The sequence below is a fragment of the Leucobacter alluvii genome (assembly GCF_039530485.1).
Lineage (GTDB): Bacteria > Actinomycetota > Actinomycetes > Actinomycetales > Microbacteriaceae > Leucobacter > Leucobacter alluvii.
This window is the reverse complement of sequence record NZ_BAAAOP010000003.1, coordinates 96,583-117,974: the sequence shown is the minus strand read 5'-3', so window position 1 is coordinate 117,974 and position 21,392 is coordinate 96,583. Positions and strand designations below refer to the sequence as shown.

17 protein-coding genes and 1 tRNA gene are annotated in these 21,392 nt (G+C 67.1%); 7 read left to right on the top strand and 11 right to left on the bottom strand.

Annotation, left to right across the window (positions count from 1 at the left end; genetic code table 11):
• Nucleotides 1-97: 97 nt before the first annotated feature.
• The 5 genes from thrB to ABFX18_RS02570 all read right to left on the bottom strand — a co-directional run bounded on the left by thrB (nucleotide 98) and on the right by ABFX18_RS02570 (nucleotide 6,717).
• Nucleotides 98-1,054, bottom strand: coding sequence for a homoserine kinase (gene thrB / locus ABFX18_RS02590; RefSeq protein WP_346057275.1), 957 nt, complete (start codon nucleotides 1,052-1,054; stop codon nucleotides 98-100).
• Nucleotides 1,051-2,370 (bottom strand): homoserine dehydrogenase, encoded by a 1,320-nt coding sequence (locus tag ABFX18_RS02585; protein WP_346057274.1) that lies wholly within the window; start codon nucleotides 2,368-2,370, stop codon nucleotides 1,051-1,053. The genes thrB and ABFX18_RS02585 overlap by 4 nt, the downstream gene beginning before the upstream one ends.
• Nucleotides 2,371-2,440: 70 nt before the next feature.
• Complete coding sequence (lysA, locus tag ABFX18_RS02580) at nucleotides 2,441-3,892, bottom strand: diaminopimelate decarboxylase (RefSeq protein WP_346057273.1); 1,452 nt, start codon at nucleotides 3,890-3,892, stop codon at nucleotides 2,441-2,443.
• Nucleotides 3,893-4,144: 252 nt separating this feature from the next.
• Nucleotides 4,145-5,569 (bottom strand): APC family permease, encoded by a 1,425-nt coding sequence (locus tag ABFX18_RS02575; protein WP_090150438.1) that lies wholly within the window; start codon nucleotides 5,567-5,569, stop codon nucleotides 4,145-4,147.
• Between the two features lie 44 nt (nucleotides 5,570-5,613).
• The gene (locus tag ABFX18_RS02570) at nucleotides 5,614-6,717 is read right to left on the bottom strand and encodes an alcohol dehydrogenase catalytic domain-containing protein (RefSeq protein WP_346057272.1); all 1,104 of its coding nucleotides are present in this window, start codon (nucleotides 6,715-6,717) and stop codon (nucleotides 5,614-5,616) included.
• Between the two features lie 162 nt (nucleotides 6,718-6,879).
• Between ABFX18_RS02570 and ABFX18_RS02565 the strand changes: the two genes are divergently transcribed.
• On the top strand, nucleotides 6,880-8,316 hold the full coding sequence (locus ABFX18_RS02565) for a PucR family transcriptional regulator (RefSeq protein WP_346057271.1): 1,437 nt from the start codon (nucleotides 6,880-6,882) through the stop codon (nucleotides 8,314-8,316).
• Nucleotide 8,317: 1 nt separating this feature from the next.
• Here ABFX18_RS02565 and ABFX18_RS02560 read toward each other — a convergent pair whose 3' ends face one another.
• Together ABFX18_RS02560 and argS are read right to left on the bottom strand one after the other, a co-directional pair.
• Nucleotides 8,318-9,085, bottom strand: coding sequence for an LmeA family phospholipid-binding protein (locus ABFX18_RS02560; protein ID WP_090150447.1), 768 nt, complete (start codon nucleotides 9,083-9,085; stop codon nucleotides 8,318-8,320).
• Between the two features lie 13 nt (nucleotides 9,086-9,098).
• Nucleotides 9,099-10,769 (bottom strand): arginine--tRNA ligase, encoded by a 1,671-nt coding sequence (gene argS / locus ABFX18_RS02555; RefSeq protein WP_346057270.1) that lies wholly within the window; start codon nucleotides 10,767-10,769, stop codon nucleotides 9,099-9,101.
• Nucleotides 10,770-10,867: 98 nt separating this feature from the next.
• On the opposite strand from argS, the gene ABFX18_RS02550 reads away from it, so the two are divergent.
• From ABFX18_RS02550 to ABFX18_RS02540, 3 genes are all read left to right on the top strand, one after another.
• Nucleotides 10,868-10,940, top strand: a tRNA-Arg gene (locus ABFX18_RS02550).
• Between the two features lie 161 nt (nucleotides 10,941-11,101).
• The gene (locus ABFX18_RS02545) at nucleotides 11,102-11,371 is read left to right on the top strand and encodes a cysteine hydrolase family protein (protein ID WP_346057269.1); all 270 of its coding nucleotides are present in this window, start codon (nucleotides 11,102-11,104) and stop codon (nucleotides 11,369-11,371) included.
• A 100-nt stretch (nucleotides 11,372-11,471) separates the two neighbouring features.
• Nucleotides 11,472-12,809, top strand: a complete 1,338-nt coding sequence (locus ABFX18_RS02540) for a Fic family protein (protein ID WP_346057268.1) — start codon at nucleotides 11,472-11,474, stop codon at nucleotides 12,807-12,809.
• Nucleotides 12,810-12,812: 3 nt separating this feature from the next.
• Here ABFX18_RS02540 and mobF read toward each other — a convergent pair whose 3' ends face one another.
• From mobF to ABFX18_RS02525, 4 genes are read right to left on the bottom strand one after another with little or no spacing between them, the layout of a single operon-like run.
• On the bottom strand, nucleotides 12,813-16,739 hold the full coding sequence (gene mobF / locus ABFX18_RS02535; RefSeq protein WP_346057267.1) for a MobF family relaxase: 3,927 nt from the start codon (nucleotides 16,737-16,739) through the stop codon (nucleotides 12,813-12,815).
• A gap of 6 nt (nucleotides 16,740-16,745) precedes the next feature.
• Nucleotides 16,746-17,225 carry a CGNR zinc finger domain-containing protein gene (locus tag ABFX18_RS14230; protein WP_428833625.1) on the bottom strand — a complete coding sequence of 160 codons (480 nt, stop codon included), beginning with the start codon at nucleotides 17,223-17,225 and terminating at the stop codon, nucleotides 16,746-16,748.
• 18 nt (nucleotides 17,226-17,243) lie between these two features.
• Nucleotides 17,244-17,876 carry a hypothetical protein gene (locus tag ABFX18_RS02530; RefSeq protein WP_346057266.1) on the bottom strand — a complete coding sequence of 211 codons (633 nt, stop codon included), beginning with the start codon at nucleotides 17,874-17,876 and terminating at the stop codon, nucleotides 17,244-17,246.
• Nucleotides 17,877-17,884: 8 nt separating this feature from the next.
• On the bottom strand, nucleotides 17,885-18,265 hold the full coding sequence (locus ABFX18_RS02525; protein WP_346057265.1) for a hypothetical protein: 381 nt from the start codon (nucleotides 18,263-18,265) through the stop codon (nucleotides 17,885-17,887).
• Nucleotides 18,266-18,601: 336 nt separating this feature from the next.
• Here ABFX18_RS02525 and ABFX18_RS02520 point away from each other — a divergent pair, with 336 nt between their 5' ends.
• The 3 genes from ABFX18_RS02520 to ABFX18_RS02510 all read left to right on the top strand — a co-directional run bounded on the left by ABFX18_RS02520 (nucleotide 18,602) and on the right by ABFX18_RS02510 (nucleotide 21,376).
• Nucleotides 18,602-20,080, top strand: coding sequence for a hypothetical protein (locus ABFX18_RS02520; protein ID WP_346057264.1), 1,479 nt, complete (start codon nucleotides 18,602-18,604; stop codon nucleotides 20,078-20,080).
• 85 nt (nucleotides 20,081-20,165) lie between these two features.
• On the top strand, nucleotides 20,166-20,861 hold the full coding sequence (locus ABFX18_RS02515; protein ID WP_346057263.1) for an LPXTG cell wall anchor domain-containing protein: 696 nt from the start codon (nucleotides 20,166-20,168) through the stop codon (nucleotides 20,859-20,861).
• 2 nt (nucleotides 20,862-20,863) lie between these two features.
• Entirely contained in the window at nucleotides 20,864-21,376 is a 513-nt protein-coding gene (locus ABFX18_RS02510) for a hypothetical protein (protein ID WP_346057262.1), read from the top strand.
• Nucleotides 21,377-21,392: the final 16 nt, after the last annotated feature.

Below are 21,392 nucleotides of genomic sequence, written 5' to 3'. Positions count from 1 at the left end.
GCGGTAGTGCACATGTGTGCTTCGGGATCACCGTGCGATGTGTTCACGATGCGATAACGACCCACGGTTCCGCATGAACGGACATCGACGGGCGAGGCTAGAGCGCCGCTCCCGCAGGGGTCGTTTCAACTGTAGCACCCTTGGTATCGACGGCCAGGGTGAGCACGCGCCAATCCGGGTGATGGGCAGCCACGAAATCCGCTGCCTGCATGCGATCCAAGGGCCCGTTCGAGAGCACGAGCACCGACGGGCCGGCACCGGAGACCACTGCTGCATGCCCCGCTGAGCGCAGCTCGCCGATGAGGTCGCGCGTTGCCGGCATGGCGGCACCGCGATAGTTCTGATGCAGCCGATCCTCGGTCGCCTCGAGTAGGAGCTCGGGGCTCTGCGTGAGTGCGGCGATGAGCAGCGCCGACCGCGAGACGTTGAAGACGGCGTCCTCATGCGGCACCTGCTTCGGCTGCAGGCTTCGGGCGAGCTCGGTCGACATGGTGAAGCTCGGCACGAGCACGAGCGGTGCCACGCCGCGGTGCACCATCAGCCGTTTGAAGCGCGGGCCCTGCTCCGTCGTCCACGCGATGGTCAATCCCCCGAACAGCGCGGGTGCGACATTGTCGGGGTGCCCCTCGAGTTCGGTCGCGAATGCGAGCAGTTGCTCCTCGGTGAGCGCGACAGGAGCTTCGGGGTCGCTCTGCAGCAGGCCGGCGGCGATCATCACGCCGGCGACGATGGCCGATCCGGAGGATCCCATGCCGCGCCCGTGCGGAATGCGGTTCGTGGCGGCGACGTCGATGCCGGGCATGCGGCGTCCGAGTTGCGCGAAGACGTGGGCGGCGGAACGGACCACGAGGTTCGTCTCATCGGCGGGAACCTCGCCGGCTCCGACGCCCGTGACTTCGACGGTCGCGCCGGGCGCGTCGCGCACGACGACCGTCAGCTCGTCTCCGTACGCGAGTGCGATGCCGAGCGTGTCGAATCCGGGGCCCAGGTTCGCGCTCGTCGCGGGCACGCGCACCTTGATGGTGCGACCGATCCCGCTGCCGGTCGCGCTCACGCCTGACCCTCGAGGCGCAGCACGCTCGTCACGGCGGTGACGACCTCGGCGGCCCGGAGGGCTTCGACCGTCGCAGCGAGATCGGCTTCGCGCGCGCGGTGCGTGCCGATGACCAGAGCCGCGCTCGGCTCGTCGCCTGCCCCGCCTCGAGCGACGGTCTGCTCGACGCTCGCGGCAGATACTCCCCGCTCGGCGAGGATGCCCGCGATGCTCGCGAGCACTCCTGGCTGGTCGCGCACTTCGAGCATGATCTGGTAGGCCGTCATCACTTCGCCGACGGGAAGGATCGGCAGCTCGGCATGCAGCGACCCCGGAATGCCCGGGCCGCCGACGACGTGCCTGCGCGCTGCGGAGACGAGGTCTCCGAGCACCGCCGAAGCGGTTTCCGCTCCGCCGGCTCCGGCGCCGTAGAACATCAATTCGCCGGCGGCCTCCGCCTCGACGAACACGGCGTTCTTGCCCTCGTGCACCGCTGCGAGCGGGTGGTCGCGGCGGATCAGCGCGGGGTAGACGCGCGCCGAGACTCCGTCGGTGCCGTCGGCGGCCTGCAACCGCTCGGCGATCGCGAGGAGCTTGATGACGTACCCAGCGCTCTTCGCCGCGTCGATCTGCTCCGCCGTGATCTGCGTGATGCCCTCTCGGTGCACCGCGTCGACGGGCACCTCGGTGTGGAAGGCGATGCTCGCGAGGATGGTCGCTTTCTGCGCGGCGTCGTAGCCCTCGACGTCGAGGGTCGGATCGGCTTCGAGGAAGCCCAGTTCGCTCGCCACCCGCGATGCGTCTTCGGCGCTGTCGCCGAATCGGTCCATGCGGTCGAGGATGTAATTGGTCGAGCCGTTCACGATCCCGAGCACGCGGGTGATGTGGTCACCGGCCAGGCTTTCGCGCAGAGGGCGCAGGATCGGGATCGCCGCGGCGACGGCCGCCTCGTACGAGAGCTGTGCGCCGACCTGTTCCGCCGCTTCCGAGAGCTCGGGACCGTGCGCCGCGATGAGCGCCTTGTTCGCGGTGACGACGTCGGCACCGCCCTGCAGTGCCTGCGTGATCAGCGTGCGGGCCGGTTCGATGCCGCCCATGAGCTCGATGACGATATCGGAGCCCTGGACGAGACGCTCGGCGTCGGTCGTGAACAGCTCCCTCGGCAGCTCGACATCGCGCGGCGCGTCGACGCTGCGGACCGCGATGCCGGCGAGCGTCAGACGCGCCCCGATGCGCGCGGCCAGCTCGTCTCCGTGTTCCAGGATCAGCCGGGCCACCTGTGCGCCGACCGAGCCGCAGCCGAGCAGCCCGATGCGGAGGTCACGATAACCATTCATGTTCGTCTCCTTGATAGTGCGTCGTGTTCGATCTGCCGAGAACGGCGGGAGAATTCTGGGCCGGCGATCCTCAGCCGGCGTTCGCCGGGGCCACCGGCGCCGGAATCACGGACTTCGCGAGCAACTCGTCCTCGGTTTCGCCCCGCACGATGACGCGCGAGGAGCCGTTCGACACGGCGATGACCGGCGGTCGCGGCACGTAGTTGTAGTTGCTGGAGAGGGACCAGCAGTAGGCTCCGGTGACCGCGACGGCGAGCGTGTCGCCTGCGCGCACATCGCCCGGGATCACGTCGCGCTGCACGACGATGTCGCCCGACTCGCAGTGCTTGCCCACCACCCGTACGAGCGCCGGGTCGGCGTCGCTCTCGCGGTTCGCGATGCGGACCTGGTAGTCGGCGCCGTACAGGGCAGGTCTGGCGTTGTCGCTCATGCCGCCGTCGACGCTCACGTAGAGGCGTTCGGCGAACCCCAGGTCGGCTGGGTCGGCCGCCGCATCGGAGCCGGCGAGCAGCACGGGCTTCGTGGTTCCCACCGTGTAGAGGGTGACCCCGGCCTGCCCGATGACGGCGCGACCCGGTTCGAACGCGAGTTGCGGAACCGATACGCCGGCTTCAGCGCAGGTCTCCGCGACGATGTCGGCGAGCTGTCGTGCGATGGCAGCGACCTCGGGAGCCTGCTCCGCCTGCGCCGATGTATAGGCGATGCCGAAACCGCCGCCGAGGTTCAGCTCGGGAATCGGCCGGCCGGCGATCCGCTCGAGCTCCGGGTACACGCCCACCAGGCGCCTGGCGGACTCGCGGAAACCGTCGGTCGCGAAGATCTGGGAGCCGATGTGGCAGTGGAGCCCCACGAACTCGAGGCTGTCACGAGCGAGGATCGCCTCGACCAGTCGCGGCGCCTCGCTGAGCGGCTGACCGAACTTCTGATCTTCGTGCGACGTCGCGAGGAAGTCGTGCGTCGATGCGTGCACGCCGCTATTGACGCGCAGCCGCACGCGCTGGCGGCGATCCGCCGCCGCTGCCGCACGCGCGATGCGCTCGGTCTCGACCTCGCTGTCGATGATGATCGTGCCGACGCCCGCCTCGACCGCACGCGCGATCTCGCGTTCCGATTTGTTGTTGCCGTGGAAGCCGATGCGCGCCGGGTCCACTCCGGCGGCGAGCGCGACGGCGAGCTCTCCCCCGCTCGCGACGTCGATCGCGAGGCCCTCTTCGGCCATCCACTGCGCCACCTCGACGCACAGGAACGCCTTGCCCGCGTAGTACACGGTCGCACTCGTCCCGATGCGCTCAGCCTCGGATTCGAGGGCGACTCGGACCTCGCGGGCCCGATCGCGGGCGGCCGCCTCGTCGATCACGTACAGCGGCGAGCCGTACTGCTCGACGAGCTCGGTCGCGCGCGCACCGCCGAGCTGCAACTCTCGGCACTCGCTCCCGCGACGCGCAGACGGGGGGAAGACGCGCGGGTCGATGCTGTTCGGGTCGGCGGCTGGTGTCGCACCAGCGGGGTTCACCTGTGCCATCGTCGCTCCTGGGTTCGGTCTGCCTCGGGTCGGTCTGCCTGATGTCCGTCGTGCTCGCGGGCCGCGAACGGGCAGCCGATGGCGAGCGGACCCGGATTGGCCCCTGAAGCCGTGCGCACGGAGACCCTGTCTCTGAACGAACCCGTCCAGCTTACCCGGTGGTCCGATCGCCTTCGGAATGTGACGAGGCCGAGCGCGACCCCTCAGAATGAAGGATCGCGCCCGGCCTCGTCATCTGGGATGCTCTGCCGCTCAGCCGACGCCCTCGAGCATGTCGGTGTGCGTGTTCCCGATCCGCTGCAGCACCTCGGGGCGCTTCGCGCGCAGCCACCAGAAGCGGATGAACGCGAGCAGCATCGTCGCAGCGAACAGGTATGGCAGCACGTTGATCGGGAACGCCGGGATCGGCCACACGTTCGCGAAGAACACGTATGCCATGGCGACGACGGCGACGACCGCCGTCACCGTGATCATTCCGCTCCGCATTCCGCGGCGGCGGGTGTAGACGACGCCCGCGACGGCGACGAGCGCGTACGCCACCATGTAGCCGTAGGTCGCATAGGTGTCGACCCACACCACGATGTCCATCGGATGGGTGCCCGAGATGAGCAGGATGACGTCGAGCGCGATCGCCGCGGGGCCCGCGATCAGCAGGACGCGGTGCGGGGTGAGATGCGTTTCGTGGGTGCGGCCGAACCGCTCGGCGACGACGCCCTCCTTCCCCATCACGTACAGGATGCGGCCGACGACGTTCAGCGGCGCGACGACGACCGCGAAGAACGATGCCGCGACGCCGAACACGAGCACGGGTGCGAACCAGACGGGCATTCCGATGCGATCGTTGATCGCCTGCAACGGGCTGGCGACCTCACCGAGCTCGTCGCCGAGGACGGCGATCTGGGTGTACGCCGCGAACACGTAGAGCACGCCGACGGCGACGGCGCTCCACATGATGGCACGGGGAATTGCGGTGTGCGGATTGCGCGCCTCGCGCCCGAGCGCATCGGCGGAGGAGAAGCCGACGAACCCCAGAATGCCGAGCACCATGCCGGCTGCGACGCCCTGGAACGGCACGCCCTCGAACGAGAACTGCGTCGGATCCCACGCCTCGGGACCGAGCCAGACGAGCGCGGCGATGAGCAGCACCAGAATGATGAAGACCGAGAGCAGTTCGAGCACGAGAGAGATGCGTGCCGAGATGCGAATGCCGCGGATCGTGAAGAACGTCGCGAGGCCGCCGATCACGACGGCGAGCGCGACGAGCCAGACGGTGCCGGTCGCGGGAACGCCGAACAGCTGGAGCAGGTCGGAGGCGTACGAGACCGCGCCGCCGAGCGAACCGGCGGCGATGCCCCAGGATCCGATGAGCAGGGCGACGCCGGCTGCGAAGGCGCCAGTGGGCCCGAGCCCCTTCGCCACGTAGGTGTAGAGCGAGCCGGCGGAAGCGTGCTGGCGGGCGAACATCGACACGATGTAGCCCACGCACAGAATGACGATGGTGGCGAGCAGGAATGCGAAGATCGTACCGCTGCCGGCTCCGAGGAAGATGGAGGCGGCGGTGAATGCGATGACGGCGCTCGGGGCGATGCTGGCGATGGCTTGTGCCGCCAGTTCGGGCCCAGACATCACCCCTTCTCGAAGGCCGGCGTCGGCCTTCCGTGCTGCGGTTTGGGTCATGAGTACTCTCCTATGAGTGCGTGGTGCGAAGGGTGAACAGGTGCTTACGGAATGAGCAGTGTGCGCAGCACGCCGCCGGTCTCGAGGTCGTCGAGCGCCTCGGCCGCTTCGGCCAGGGGGCGACGGCCCGAGATCAGCGGATCGAGCTTCAGCTGGCCGTCCATGTACCGGTCGACGAGTGCCGGGATGTCGATCGAGGGGCGCACCGACCCGTAGTTCGAACCGAGGATGCGCTGATCGGCTTCGGCGAGCACGAGCGGCTCGAACGAGGCTTTCGCACCGGTCGGCGGCAGTCCGACGATCACGGCGGCGCCGCCGAGGCCGAGCATGCGGATCGCCTGCTCAGTCGTCGAGGTGCGGCCGATCGCGTCGAACACGTAGTCGGCGCCGTCCGGAAGGAGCTCGAAGAGCTGCTCGACGGCGTCGCGCTGGGATCCGTCGATGCGGTCCGTTGCACCGAATTGCAGGGCCATCGCGGTCTTCTCTGGAACGATGTCGATCGCGATGATCCGTTCTGCCCCCGCCAGTTTCGCACCCTGCACGACGTTCAGGCCGACGCCTCCGCACCCGATGACGGCGACGGTCGCGCCCGGCTCGACGCCAGCGGTGTTGAGCACCGCGCCCACACCGGTGGCGACCGCGCACCCGACGACCGCGATGACGTCGAGCGGCGCGTCGTCGCGCACCTTGATGGCTCCGGAGACGGGCACGACGACCTCTTCGGCGAACGAGGAGACGCTCAGGTAGTGGCGCAGAGGCTCGCCGTCCTCGGTGCGGCTGAGGCGGGAGGTGCCGTCGAACAGCGACCCGTGCGCGTTGTTGATCTCGACCACCTTCTGGCAGCGGGCCTCATGCCCCTGCAGGCAGTACCGGCACTCTCCGCACGGCGGCACCCAGCTGAGCACGACGTGGTCTCCCACGGCGAGCGATGTGACGCCTTCTCCGAGCTCGACGACGATGCCAGCGCCCTCGTGCCCCATGACCATCGGCGCGGGCGCATCCCACTCACCGCGCTTCACATGGAGATCGGAATGGCATACGCCTGCGGCGGCGATCTTCACGCGGACCTCGCCCTGCTTGGGGGCGTCCAGGGTGACTTCGGTGACCTCTGCGCGGGTCTCGGGGTTACGGAACACGACAGCCTGCATGCTGCACTCCTTCGTTCGTTCGCTTCGTCGGATCGCCGGGGCGCGGTGCACAGGTTCGACCACGCCGGCGACGTAAGGATGCTACGGACCCGATCGGGTGCCTGTCATCGCACCAGGTGTCGATATCTCGATCGCGTCATCGACACTTGGTACGCTCCTCCTGTGGCTCTTGATCTCTCCGCCGTCAGGCGCGCCGTCGGCGGCACCTGCGTGACGGCCCGTCTGCCGGAGCGCACCCCCGTCGACGGCATCGCCCATGTCGAGGCGTTGGTCGTGATCGGCAATCCCGATTACGCGACACTCGTGACGGGTGACCGCGAGGTCCTCCTCACCGCTCTCACGACACCGGGTCCGGCCTCGAACGCGCTGCCGGGCGCGGTGTTCGTCTCACCGGAGGACGACGCCGAGCTCCGGTCGGCCCTCGCTCGTCACGGCATGACGGCGATCCTCGGGACCCGCCTCTCCGGCACCGCACTGCACAGCAGCCTGCTCGCGCTCATCGCAGATGACCGCGCTGCAGCCGACCGTCTCGTGACGGCGGGAATGAACGTACTCACGCAGGTCGCCCGGCGTGGCGGCGTGACCGCGGTCATCGCCGAACTCGCGCGCCGCATCGACGGGTGGGCGGTGCTCCTCGATGCGCACGGCCAGGTCATCGCGAGTGCCGGAGCCGGAAGACTCCACGTGTCGGACGCGGCGGCGTTCGCGCTCGGGCGCCCCGTACGCGTGCGTCACGACGGGCTGCAACTGCACCGCGTGGGTTCGGAGCAGGATCTCGCAGGATCGCTCGTGATCGCGACCCGCTCGAGCCGAACGAGCCACGCACGCGATCTCTCGTCGCTCGCAGCGGCGCTCTTCGATCTGCTGTTGCGCAGTCACGATCCCACGCTGACCGAGCACCTGGGCCGCGGCGCGCTCATCGACATCCTCGTCGACGGCGGCCAGCGGGCCGAGGCGCTGCTCCATCGATGGGGCGTGCACGAGCGCACGCTCACAGCGTTCGAGGTGGGTACGCGAACGCGCACGATCGACCTCGAGCGACTGCTCCGCCGCTGGTTCGACGAGCTGGGCGCCGAGCACGTGTTCGCAGCCGACCACGGGCACATTCGCGGGTTCGTGCGCGATGATCTCGCGGCCGGACTCCTCGACCGAGTTCGTTCGTTCAGCCCGGTGGCGGGGATGCGCGTGCACATCGGCGTCGGAGACCCCGCTCCGGTTGGCGCGCTGTCGCGCACCGCGACGCAAGCTCATCAAGCGCTCGATGCCGCGCTCGAAGACGGCCGGCCCGGGGTGAGATACGCCGAACTGCCATCCGTCGAACTCGTCCTCTCCGCGCTCGGAGCCGCAGCACAGGGGCAGCTCGCCGGGCTCCTCGAACCGCTCGTCCAGCCCTCGGGCGCGAGCGGCGATCTCGCCCGCACCCTCCGCGTATTCCTCGCAGAGAACGGCGCCCACCGCGCCAGCGCTGCACGTCTCGGCATTCACCGACAGACACTGGTCGCGCGCATTCGGCGCGTCGAGGCCCTCACCGGCCTCGCGCTCGAACGCGCCGACGATCGCGCCGTCGCGTGGCTCGCGCTGCGCGAATACGGGCTCTGACTCAGCCGCAGGTGCCCTTCTCCCGCTGATCGGGATCCGACAGGATGCCGGGCGCGAGGTCCGCTCGTATCGTCACCGTTCCCGTGCTCGAGAGCACGATATCGGTCAGCGTGACTCCGGCTGGGAGTTGGTCGGCGATGCAGACGGTCTGCGGCTGCAGAATCGGGTCGAGCAGTGTTCCCGTCGCCTGCGCGAGTTGCTCCGCCGAGAAATCGAATCCCGCCGCCTGCAGCCCGAGCGGGTTGATCTCGACCGCACCGTCGACGGCCTCAACGCTCAATCTCGCGGAGAGATTGACCTGCTGCCCGAATGCTTCGAGCGCGCGCCCGACGACGAGTTCGCCGTCGCGCACCTCGCCCGACTGAGCGACCCCCTGAGTGACGGTCTCGATAACCGGTCCGAGCTGCTCCTTGTCGAGGCGAAGCTCGACCACCCCATCCGAGATCTCACCCGAAGTCGGGTTGAACGGCACCAGATCTGCGTGCAGCGCGGCATCGGCCTGCACCCCTTCGACGAGCGGGGCGTCCGGCACGTCGACGGTCACATCGCCCACTCCGCCGCGGAACGCGTTGAGCAGGGCGGATCCCCCCAGCGCCACGTCGACCGGATGGTCGTCGGTGAGGTCCAGCTGCGAGCGCACTGCGCCGGCGACCACTCCCGGAATGATCAGCCGGAGCGCCAGCTCGGCCGCACCTGCGAGCAGCCCGACGACGACGATCACGATGATCAGCTTGGTCCACCAGCGGGACCCGTTCCGCTCCGCACTCACGACGGCTCCTGGGTCAGAGCCGCTCGGGCGCAGAGACGCCCAAGAGATCGAGGCCGTTGCGGAGCACCTGGCCGGCGGCATCGTTCAGCCACAGACGGGTGCGGTGCAGATCTTCGACCGGCTCGTCTCCGAGCGGGATCACGCGGCAGTTGTCGTACCAGCGGTGGTAGGCGGCGGCGAGCTCTTCGAGGTAGCGGGCGACGCGATGCGGTTCGCGCAGCTCCGCGGCACCGGCGACGATGCCCGGGTACTGCTGCAGCTTGCCGAGCAGGTCGGTCTCGGTCGCGTGCGTCAGGAGCTCCGGCGCGAAGGCGCTCCGGTCGATGCCCGCCGCTTCGGCGTTGCGATCGACGGCGCACGTGCGCGCATGGGCGTACTGCACGTAGAACACGGGGTTGTCGTTCGTGCGGCTCCGCACCTTCTCGCCGTCGAGCGACAGTGGCGAATCAGCCGGGTATCGCGCGAGCCAGTAGCGCAGGGCGTCGGAGCCGAGCCACTCGAGCAGGTCGTCGAGCTCGATGATGTTGCCGGCTCGCTTCGAGAGCCGGGCTCCGTCGAGGTTGACCAGCTGGCCGATGAGCACCGAGATGTCGGTCTCGATGTTGTCGCCCGCCGCACCCGCGATCGCGGTCAAGCGACCGATGTACCCGTGGTGATCTGCGCCGAGCAGATAGATCTTCTCGCCGAACCCGCGGTCCATCTTCGACAGGTAGTAGGCGGCGTCGGCGGCGAAGTACGTGTAGATCCCGTTGCCGCGCGTGAAGACTCGGTCCTTGTCATCGCCGAAGGCGGTCGTGCGCACCCAGATCGCATCGTCTTCCTCGAAGACGTACCCCTGCTCGCGCAGCCGGTCGACGGCGGAGGAGATCGGGCTCGGCGATCCGTCAGGCCCGTCCTCGTGCAGCGACCGCTCCGAGAAGAAGACGTCGAAGTGCACGTTGAAGCGCTCGAGCGAATCCTTGATCTCCGTGAGCTGGATCTGGTAGGCGGCCTCCTGCACCTCCTCGAGAGCGCGCGCGCGATCGCTCGTGGCGAGCTCCACGATGTGCGGCAGCTGCTCGCGCACCTTGCGCCCGAGCTCCTGGATGTAGGCGCCGGGGTACGCGTCTTCCGGGGCCGGCTCGCCGAGCACCGCAGCGAAGACGGAACGCCCGAACTTATTCATCTGCGATCCGGCATCGTTGATGTAGTACTCGCTCGTCACCCGTGCACCGGCCGCGCGCAGCACGCGAGCGGTCGAATCGCCGAGTGCCGCCCAGCGGGTATGGCCCATATGGAGGGGGCCGGTCGGATTCGCCGAGACGAACTCGAGATTGATGTTCTGACCCGCGAGGGTATCGGTGCGGCCGTAGTTCTCGCCCTGCTCGACGACGCGGCGAGCCGTCTCGCCCGCGCTCGCCGCGTCCAGCGTGAGGTTGATGAAACCGGGGCCTGCGACCTCGGCCTTCGCGATGCCGTCGATCTCGAGGGCGCGCCCCACGATCTCCTCAGCGAGCTCGCGCGGGTTCGCCCCAACGCGCTTCGCAAACTTCATCGCGACGTTCGACGCCCAGTCTCCGTGGTCCCGATTCTTCGGTCGCTCCACCTGCGTGTCTTGCACCGTGACCGAGATGTCGGAACCGCGAGCGGCGACGAGGTCGGCGAGAATATCAGCGAGAGCTTGGGAGAGTTCTTGAGGCGTCACAGAGATCGATTCTACTCGGCGCACCGAGGTGCCCGGTCCACGGCACTGGTGCGAAGCGGCCCGATAATTGCGCTAGGCTGGTGGGGTTGCACATGCTCGCCTCCGTAGCTCAGGGGATAGAGCGCCGGTTTCCGGTACCGTAGGTCGGGGGTTCGATTCCCTCCGGGGGCACTGCAACACTGGCTTCCATCGCATCAGCGGTGGGAGCCTTTTTCATGCTCCGGAGATGTTCGGGACGACGATCGTCGTCGGTCTCACCGATCAGGTAACCGACTGTCGTATCTCAGGCAGCGGCGACGGCCTTCATGTCATCGAGGCCCTGAAATCTCGGTGTGCAGAACGTCATCATGACGGGCTTCTACACGGACCAGTGCGTGAGCGCTTCCGTGCGAGATCTCACGGATCTCGGCTACCGGGTTAGCTTGGTCGATGACGCGATGGGGGCGATGAGTCCCGAGCGGCATCAGAACGCGCTGCAGAGCATCAGGAAGCTGTACGCGAATTCGGAGAGCACCGAAGAGATCCTCCCCCGCCTCGACCAGATCGCGGCGAAGCTGACGAAGAAGAAGCGCGGCTGGCTTTCTGGCCGGCACGGCAGGTAACCCACCTGCTCTCGTAAAGTTGCATCAACACGCGTTCGATGAAACGTTAAGCGCGTAAAGTTGCATTAACCGGTGCAGCGGGCAACTTTAAGGGGTCACAATGGGCGAATACGTCGAGCGCCAATGGGCGCCGTCCTCAACGTTCGGCCTGTCCCGGCGAGAACAGACCGGCGGCACGTACCTCGCGTTCGTACCCGGCGTCCTGGGAGCACAGGGGCCGCCGATCAGTGCGAGCACGTTCTCGGTTGTCGCCGACGCGCAGAGCACGGTGTCGCGTGCGGACGGCATCATCGGCGAGTCCGGGCTGTACCTCAATCACCTGCTGCTGCGATCTGAGAGCATCGCATCCTCCCTCATCGAGGGTCATGTCATCTCCGCGAAGAAGCTCGCCCTTGCAGACGTGCTCGGCCGTGGGAAAGAGAACGCAGTCGCGGTCCTGCAGAATCTTCGCGCGATGGAATACGCGATTGACGTCGTCGCAGAAAAATGGGACATCGAGCTTGAAGATCTGGTGCAGCTGCAGCAGACGATCACGCCGGATCTTGAGCGTGGCTTCCGTACGCAACAGAACTGGATCGGTGGGGGCTACTCCCCGATCACCGCATCGTTCGTGCCGCCGCCCGAGTCCGAAGTGGTGCCACTGCTGGAAGATCTGCTCACGTATGTGAATCAGAGCGAACATCCTCCACTGCTGAAGGCCGCGATCGCTCATGCTCAGTTCGAGACGATCCACCCGTTCATCGACGGGAACGGACGCACGGGTCGTGCGCTCATCCACGCGATCTTGAAGCGGGACGGTATCACCGATCGCGCCGTGCTCCCGATCAGCACGGTCTTCTCGACAGCGAAGGATCACTACATTGCGGGGCTCACGGCGTTCCGCGAAGAACCACCGAACGTGGACCTCTGGGTGCAGGAGTTCTGCCAGTCGGCCGTGCGCGCTGCGGGAAACGTCGTGCTGCTGAAGGAGCGGGCAGACGAGTTGGACGAGCTACTCCGGGAGCGCCATCATGCGTGGCGTTCCGGGCAGGGTATCCCCGCAGCGCCGCGCGCCGATGCGACAGTGGAACGAGTACGGCGAGATCTTGCATCCCAGCCCGTACTCACAGTGGCCGCGACGGCTGAGCGATACGGGGTGTCCCGGCCCGCCGCGGAGCGGGCGCTGACGGAACTTGCAGACGCCGGGGTGCTGAGCGTCAGCAAGAACCACCGCGGAGTGCGAGCCGCATTCGTCTCCGACGAGCACTTGCACCTGGTGACTCTGGCAGAGCGCAGCAACAAAGCAGGCGGCTGGGACACCGCGGACGAGGCGACCGCTTCACGGCTGGCACTGCCAGAGTCCACACTGCGGTGGCCACCAGGCGACCCGGTGTTTCACACCCAGAGCCGAAGCGGGGACTACGGAAACCCGCAGTCCCCGTCGGGCCTGGGCTACTAGCGCTCAGTAGCCCAGGACAGGCGCACTCGGCAGCACGTCCGGGCCTTGCTGTGCGGGCACGTAGCTTCCCTCAGTTCGAGGTGCAGGGGCGACTCTGAGTGCCGCTGCGGCGATCTGGCGATCGCGTTCCCGATTGCGCGCGTGGGCGTGCTCGCGGCCGAGCGGTTCGTCGGTGTCGACGCCGTACAGGTCACGGAAGCAAGCGACGGTGACGGCGCGCCTGCGCCATTCTGCTTCGGCGCCAGGGAGCCGCTCTCCAAGCGCTTCGAGCCACGGCTCCTGGTCGGCGATCGCGCGGTCGACGACGAGTTCTGCCCGCAGTTGCATCGCGAGTTCACGATCTTTCAGGGCTTGACCGAAGTCGGGATCTCCGAAGTCGGGGGCAGGTTCGATGAGGCCGGCGATGTGGTGCACCGTGTCGACACTGCGGAGATGATCTGGTGACTCGAGCGCGTCGGGGTCGATGCGGTACTCGGTACGCAGCAGGTGGGCGAGCCGTGCGGTGACATCTCGAGTACTCCCCCGGTCCATGCGCTCCAAAGCTCCGCGCACCGCGTCTTCGAGGGTGGTGTCGGCTACGCCCTCCAACGCGGTGAGCATCCGCCCGAGACGGAGGTTCGAGCGGGTCTCTTCTGAGTCGATGCCGAAGGGGGTCAGGAGGGGCGCGAATCGGGCGTAGGCGTCGTGTTCGCGCAGGTCTTCCAGGTGCGTGTTGAGGCGGTAGTGCAGCACCGCGAGCACGTCGCGTGCGCCGTCGAGATCTCGGGTGGCGAGAAGTTCTGTGATCGTGTCGGGCACGTCGTGGCCGCGCGTTTCCAGGCGGCGGAGGTTCGCCAGTACCGGCCCGAGGTACGGGGAGTCTGGCGATTCCGGGTCGACCAGGTGCAGGTTCGCGAGCACGGGGAGGTATTCGCGTTCGAGCTGGTCGGCGGTGAGGGCCTGGTACTCGGCCGCGAGTTGCCGGATCGAGCCGATCCGTTCGGCTTCTTCTCGGAGCGTGTCGTGGGCTGCGATGTCGCCTCCTTGTTTCGTGACGACGTGCTCGAGGGTTTCCCGCCAGGTGCGCGTCATCCCGAGCGCCCCGGGGTCGCCCATGTCGCCGTTCTCGTCGACCACGACATACGCCTTGTTCGAGCGCTTCCCGCGCGTCATCGCGACATAGAACGTCTCCCGGGAGGCGCTGGAATCGACGATGGTGTGGGCGGTATCGACGGTGCGGCCCTGGGATCGGTGCGCGGTAGTCGCGTAGGCGAGCTGCACGTGATCCCGGCAATAATCGGCGGGGAGGGTGACGTATTCTTCTCCCGCGACAGCGACGATGTCGCCCGTGTCCGGGTTGATGCCGGCGACGACCCATTCGTCGTTGTTTTTCACCCACCGGTCGTGATCGGTGCGGAGCGTTCTCGCGTTCTGACGCGTCACGATGCGATCACCCGGGGATGCGACACCGGAGGCGATCGCCGTTTCCTGTGTCGCGTCGACGTCGCCTTGGTCGATGCGCCAGGTGCGGGCGATGGTGTTGAGACGTTCCACCATCTCGTTGGTGGGGGCGATCAGGAGCGACACGAGCCGTTCGCCGGAATCATTCACGGCCGCCTCGTCCGTTCGCCAGGCGTCGACGGCCTGGTCGATGATCGTTTCATCGAGCCCAGCGAAGACGCGGTCGTGTTCGATGTACGCGTCGAGGCCCGCGGTTTTCCCGAGCCGGAGGAGTTTGGAGGCGTCCGCTTCCCAGTCGGCGGTGAAGCGGTGCAGGTTCACGAGCTCGGCGACGTCCTGCCGGTCGGAGGCGAGGAGCCCGAACGCGCCCCCGGCGTCGACGGCGGCGAGTTGCGCCCAGTCCCCCACGAGCAGCAGCTTCGCGCCGGCCGCGTCGACCTGTGCCCGGATCGCGTCGAGCGCGAGCGTGCCCCCGATGGAGGCCTCATCAACGATCATGAGTTCGCCCGGCTGGAGTCGGTAGTCGATGCCGTCTTTGGTGTCGGTGCCGCGTGCGGTTTCGTGGAGCCATTTCGCGGTGTTCTCGGTCTGGATGCCGAGTGATTCTGCGAGCACTTCGGCGGCGCGGGCGGTCGGGGCGAGGCCGCGCACAGTGCCGGCGCCGTGCGTGAGTTCCCAGAGCTCGCGGAGCTTTTCGAGGCTCGTGGTCTTGCCGGCACCTGCGGGCCCGACGAGGACGTCGACCTGGCGGCCGCTGGTGACGATGTTCTCCACGGCGGCCGCCTGGTCGCTGGAAAGAATGCGCCTTTCAGTCCCGGTCGGCAGGGAGATGTGGGTATCGACGATCGCTTGCTCGATGCGTGGGCCTTGCAGGGATCGGCCGGCTTCGAGGAGGCGATCTTCTGCATCCCACACTTCGCGAGTCGTGAAGAGGTCTCGCGCTTCGGGATGGAACATGTCCTGCCCGTCTGCGGTTCGGAACCGATACGGGGTGTGCAGGTGGTTCTTCGGTGTCAGCGGGATGGCTTGGGAGAGGACGAGATCAACGACTCTTTGCACGACCTGGTCGCGGTCTTCGGGAGAGCGAAAACGCCACCCGGCGATCGCACGCAGTGCCGCGGTCTCGGCATTGCGTCTCCCCCACGTCGACCGTGCGCCCGCGAGGGTGTGCAGCACGAACTCGGCCGCGTCTCGCGCTGCGTCGTCGTCGACGTCGTCGTGCCGGAATGACCACAGCGGGAGGTCGTCTTTTCGGGCTGCGGCTGTGTCCCAGAGGCGGTCGGCGAACAGGAACGAGTCTCCGACGTGCGGCCGTGCTCGCTCCCGCCAGTTCTGCGTGAGGTCGCGAAGTGAGCGCACGGCTTTGGCAGTGCGTGTTGCGAAGGTCGCGTGCTGCCGGAGCTTGATGATGGTGCGGTCGGATGGCCGGTGGCCGTGCTTCGCAACGTACTTCGCGATCTGTTGGTCGACGTGCTGATTGAGCTGTTTCGATCGCGACGAGTACTCGTTGACGAGTGACTTCGGTACGCCGTCGATCTGCCACTTCACCGACCCGGGGTTCGTGCCGGCGTCGATCGAAAACTGCTGCCGTGCTGCCGGCGTATCGGGGCGCTGCGATTCGACCAACCACTCCCGGTACTGCTCGGGGCGCTGCAGTACGTCTTCGACGGTCCACTCGATGCCGAAGCGAGAGGAGAGTTCGTCCATGAGGACGCCGTCGTAGTACGCACCGGCCGTGGCCACGGCCGGCATCAGGGACCAGCGGGAGTCGATCGTGCGCCAGCGGCCGTCTTCTCCTTGGACCCGGTTGGAGACGAGCATGTGCGTGTGGAGCTGCGGGTCTCCCTCACGGGAGTCCCAGTGATCGAACAGTGCGGCGGAGATCCCGCGCACGTGCGCCTGCGCGACACCGTCTGCCCCGGTGCGGGTGCGAATGATGTCGGTTTCGAGTTTCTCGATCGTCGCTTGGATCGCGGCCAGGTGGGCTTGCCGGATCTCGTCTTTCAGTGCGGGATCTGCGAGCGCCCACCACGAGCTCACGCTCTTGGGCGGGGAGAACACGAACTCGAACCCGGCCACGGACTGCCTCTCTGGCTTGTCGGTGACTTCACGCCGGATTTGGTCTGCAAGCGCTTCGAATTCGGGCGCACTGAGGTCACGATTCTTCGGGTCGGCGGCTGCCGCCTGGATCTTCTGCTCGATGCGTTTCTCGAGCGGGAGGACGGTGTTGTATTTGCGGCCGAGCTGTTGCCCGGTGGTGGGGTGCACGCCATCCCCGAAAAGTGCGATGAGTTCGCGTTCTTCAACTGCCGCGCCGACGTCGAGGCCGAGTGCGGTGGCTCCGCTTCCGGCCCACGCGCCGGGTGGGGTGCCGTTCGCCATGTAGTACGCAGCTTTGCCCTCGGCGCGGTCGATGGTGTGTTCGTCGGCGACGGTGTTCATGAGGTAGCCCCAGGCGTCTCGCGACGCACCTATGAGGGTGACGGTCATCACGGTTCAGTTCTCGTTTCTTCGGGCGGCTCGTTGGGCGCGTTTACGGCATGTGGCATCGCAGTAGCGTCGGCGCCGGCTCTTCCCTGGTGGGAAGGGCGTCATGCAGAACGCGCAGCGGAGCGGGGAGAGATCGCTCGCGGCCCGGTACCCGCGCTTGCGGCACTTTGGGGAGCAATACATGTGGCGTGGATTGCGTGGGTCCGGGAGGAAGACGTTGGAGCAGTGCGGGGCGGCGCACGAGTACAGCAGAATGCTGGTGAGGACGTCGACGCGACGCGCGCGCTCTTTCTCGGCAAGGTTCTGGCAGGTGTTGCTGCAGTACCGCCGTTGCTTCGTGGGGGTCAGGAACGTGCGCTCGCACCCTGACCGCTCACACCGGGTCTCCCAACCCGTACCTTCTGCTCGAGGAGCAGCCGGGTGGGCGAGCCCGCGTGACTGCCGGATGCGCTTCTCGAAATCGCGTTGGGCTTGCGTCTTTCTCATAGGGTCACCGCGGTCAGATCACACATACATCCACTCCGATCCCCATGCGACGTGGTGACCGTCAGGCACGGGCTGGTGTGCTCGCTTTAGGAGCGCATCGACGTCTTGCACGGGGCCGGCGAGCCGGGTGCTGGGTGACGGAAGGTCGAAGTGCTGTATGAGGTCGCTGACGTCGGCTGAGTCGAATGCAGGGGCGACGATGTAGAACGACTCGATCGCGCCGACGACAATCTTGGGTTGCTGGGTCGGTTCGATCAGGAGCGACAGGAGCGGTGTCCACCCCCGCAGCATGGCTTCGTTGTAGGCGCCCTCAACCTGCGACAGCACGGGTGCGTCGCTTTCGAGGGGCTCCGTGATTTTGAGGGAGAAGTCGGCACGCTTGACGGCTTCGTAGAACCAGGGGTGAGCTGAGATGAGTTGGGCGACCTGCGGGAACGGGAACGAGAAGTCGTTGTGCCAGGTGTGACGGATGATCGGGTTCATCCACTCGGGGACGCTTGGGTTGTCGCCGGACGGGTCTGCGAGCATCGCTGCCTGCCACGCCTCCCATTCCGCGGGCGACCATTTTCTCACGTAGTCGTCATCGAGGCCGGCGACGTTCTTGAGCCAGGCGAGCGAGTGCTGCAGCTTCTTGAGTCGGGAACGGAACATGGGTTCTCCTATGCAGACGGATCGGGAGTGGGGCACGGCAACCAGGCTTCTGAGTGGGAGAGCTCGAGGCTTGCGCCGTCGAGCTGGCTCCGGGCGCGGTCGTGATCATGGCTGGCTAGCGCGAACGTGACTTCAGCGGAACCTGAATCCGCGAACGCAGCGTCGAGGCGGTTCAGGAGGGATCGAATTGCGTCGATACGTGCATCGGTGACGACGATGTCGCTTTCGGTGATCCCTCGCCAAGACCAGGCTTCAAGGGCGTCAGCACGCGACGCGTACTGAGCACTCGTGATGCGTCGGCCGGTGAGTTCGTCGTAGTCGTTGAACAGCACTCGATGGCACTCGACAGGGTGGGCTTCGATCTGAATCACGGTGGTTGGGAAGGGCAAGAGGGGCCTCCGGGATGGGTTCTGATGTGGACGTTCAAGGTGAAGATGTGCGGGGCTGCGCAGTTCGTGTCACGGAACGCGGGACGCGGTTTCCCTCGAATGCCAGTGGTGTATGGGTAAAAGTCCGGCGAAATGCAATGGAGCCGGACAGAGCAGCGCGAGGCGCTGCGGGTACAGGCAGGCCGGAGGGCTGCACGTACAGATGAGGTTCATGTGCGCAGCGAAACGAGCGACGGGGTGCGGGTGTGCTGATGGGTGAATAGCGGGTTGGCCGGTGGGAGCCGGGCGGGGTGGCGTCCTCCCCTTTGGGTGCGCGCGTCGACCTATCTACAGGGCATGAGCGATCACACCACCCCAGCAGTGCCCGCGATCGTGCAGTGCACGTTCTGCCTCTGCCCCAACATCACCACCGCCGACGATCTCGAGGCGCTCTGCAAGAACTGCGGACTCGACCTCTCCCGCCTGGGCGTCTCAAGCACCGCCCCGACGCCTGAAACCGATGGCACGGTCTTCTCGCGGGGGCCGGACGACACCGTCAACGGTGCTCAGGCGATCGCGACGCTCTTCGCTGATGAGACGTCACCCGATTGCGTCGTCGACGCGCCACCCCTCGAGACGACATCGACGGCCGGGGCGTCAGCGAAACCAAAGCCGACACCGACGTCGACGTCGACGCGGAGGTCGCCGATTCATCCGTGGGTCATCGCTGGCGCGTTCGCGGTTCTCATCGTGGGTGCGATCATCGCGACATGGGTGCTGCTCTCGACTCCTCCGAGTGTCGCGTCGGCCGGCGCAGCGCCGAAGCAGGCGACACCGATCACCCTCGAAGGCTGGAACGCGACGCCGGCATGGGCCCTCGACGCGACAGCAGAGGAGACCGCCGAGAGCGCTGACGGGGCGACACTGCTCGTCACGACCCGGGATGACGCGTCGATCGTGGACACGACGACCGGAGATCTGCTCGCGACGCAGGAACTCGGCGGCGACACGTCGGCGCGCGCCTACTGGGCAGGCGACACTGCCCTCGTCGTCGACGGCGACACCCTGCACCTCTGGTCAGCAGAGAACAGTACTGACGCGAATGAATCTGGCGACACCGAAAGCGACCAGGCGGGGTGGGCGACGACGAAGCTCGGCGACGCGACAGTGTCACTTCGCGGCGACGCGATCCTCGCTGTCGCAGAAGTCGGGGCCAAGTACGAACTCATTCACGCCGACACGACACGCGACGCCGTGACCGTGCCGACCGAGGGTGCTGTCCCTGTCGCTGCATCCGGCGACACGATCACCTGGGGCACCAACAAGGGTGTCGCCTACGTCACCGCCCGGGACGGGAGCGACAGTCGCGATACCGTCCTTGCCGCTCCCACAGACGCTGCGTCTGTGTCTCGTTGGATCAGCGGCGACTCGAAGCATGTCTATGTCGTGTGGAGCGACGGCGACACTGACACGGTCGCCGTCCACTCGCTCGAGAGCGGTGATGCCGTTTCGACCCTCCCCCTCACTGCTGACCGAGAAGCGGCAGCGACATCGACCCGGGACGGGGCGCATGTCGCGTACGCCGGTGTGCTGATCGACGCGACGACAGGTGCCATCACCGAAACCAGCCACGACATCGACGGGACCGTCGGCGAGCAGTTCGTGACGACAGACCCGCTCACTCTCGTGAACCCGGCCGGAGAGGCGACGCCCCTCGCAGGCGACAGCGTGACCCTGGTCGCGATGTCGCCAGACGGAGATCTCGTCGTGAGTACCGGCGACACGATCGCCTCCCTCACTCCGGCGTCCGCAGATGCAGGTGCGCGGACCCCGTGATCTGTCTCATGAAGCCGGCCCGGATGCGTGGACCTCCCACGCGGCCGGCAATCGACCACCACCCACATATCTGGAGAAGAACCCCGTGAAAATCAGACCCTTCATCACTGCAGCAATCGCTGCCGGCATCGTCCTCGCCCCGACCGCGGCGATGGCCGACGACACCATCGCAGACACCCCCATGACCACCGAGTTCCAGGAAACGGAAGTCATCGCGAACGCTCAGGACTGCGAAGCGACACCGGCGCCCCCGGCGCCGGTCGCCCAGACCGTGGTGGCCGAAGATGCCGTCCCCGCCGCCGGGGATTTGTCTACCGAGAACACGGTGACGGCAGAGAACGCCGAGGTAGTTCCCGGTGACGTGCCTCCTGAGGCGCCGGCCGATCCGGTCGACTGCGGAACCCCGACCATCCCGTCCCTCCCCGGTGATGGACACATCGACCCGGTTGAACCTGTTGACCCGGTCGACCCCGTCGAGCCGGTCGATCCGGTCGCCCCGGTCGCCCCGGTGGATCCCGTGGTGCCGGTGGCCCCGGCAGATCCGATCGAACCGGTCGCACCCGTGGATCCGGGCGTCGTGCCCGGTGAGTCTGTCACTCCGGTGGGGTGGACCGAGACACCGAATCAGAACCTGCAGCAGATCTCGTACCCTGATGCGTTGGCGACGACCGGTGGGAAGCCAGCCAGCTGGCTCGGAGCCGCTGCAGCAGCGACGCTCGCTGCAGGAGCTGCCCTGTTCGCGTTCGGCCGCCGCAAGCGCGGTGCAGAGGCAGGAGTGTAGCGATGAGCACGGCGACTGCAACGACCAACATCATCGTCACGCACGCGTGCGGTCACGCTCATGCGCGGGATCTTTCCGACACTGCGGCATCGCTGCGTTCGGATAAGGCGAAGTGGTGGGCGACCCAAGAATGCAAGCCGTGTAACGCGGAGACGTTCGCCGCCCGGCAACGAGCAAAACCCGTCTCCGCGGAAGTGAAGGCCGCGCGTGCGGCTCGCCTGCAAACCGCCCTCGATGATGCGCAGCGAATGAACCTGCCGCCACTGCAGGGCTCTGAGAAGCAGATCCCGTACGGGACCGAGCTGCGCTACGACGCGCTGCGGCTCTTGTACGAGGAGCTCGTGCAGTCGGAACGGATGACTGAGGACGAGTACGACGAGAAGGTCACGACGCTCGCGCGCAGGATCAATCGGGCGAAGTTCTGGATCGAGCACAAGGAATCGTCCGTCGACGACTTCCTCCTGGACCTCGCTGATCCAGGTGATCAGAACATCGGCACGGAGAACCCGTACTAGCGGGAACTGGGCCACT

Coding starts and splice junctions, on each gene's coding strand:
- ABFX18_RS02585 (WP_346057274.1), bottom strand. CDS start 2,370: ATGAATGGTTATCGTGACCTCCGCATCGGGCTGCTCGGCTGCGGCTCG.
- lysA (WP_346057273.1), bottom strand. CDS start 3,892: ATGGCACAGGTGAACCCCGCTGGTGCGACACCAGCCGCCGACCCGAAC.
- ABFX18_RS02575 (WP_090150438.1), bottom strand. CDS start 5,569: ATGACCCAAACCGCAGCACGGAAGGCCGACGCCGGCCTTCGAGAAGGG.
- ABFX18_RS02570 (WP_346057272.1), bottom strand. CDS start 6,717: ATGCAGGCTGTCGTGTTCCGTAACCCCGAGACCCGCGCAGAGGTCACC.
- ABFX18_RS02540 (WP_346057268.1), top strand. CDS start 11,472: ATGGGCGAATACGTCGAGCGCCAATGGGCGCCGTCCTCAACGTTCGGC.
- mobF (WP_346057267.1), bottom strand. CDS start 16,739: ATGACCGTCACCCTCATAGGTGCGTCGCGAGACGCCTGGGGCTACCTC.
- ABFX18_RS14230 (WP_428833625.1), bottom strand. CDS start 17,225: ATGAGAAAGACGCAAGCCCAACGCGATTTCGAGAAGCGCATCCGGCAG.
- ABFX18_RS02530 (WP_346057266.1), bottom strand. CDS start 17,876: ATGTTCCGTTCCCGACTCAAGAAGCTGCAGCACTCGCTCGCCTGGCTC.
- ABFX18_RS02520 (WP_346057264.1), top strand. CDS start 18,602: ATGAGCGATCACACCACCCCAGCAGTGCCCGCGATCGTGCAGTGCACG.
- ABFX18_RS02510 (WP_346057262.1), top strand. CDS start 20,864: ATGAGCACGGCGACTGCAACGACCAACATCATCGTCACGCACGCGTGC.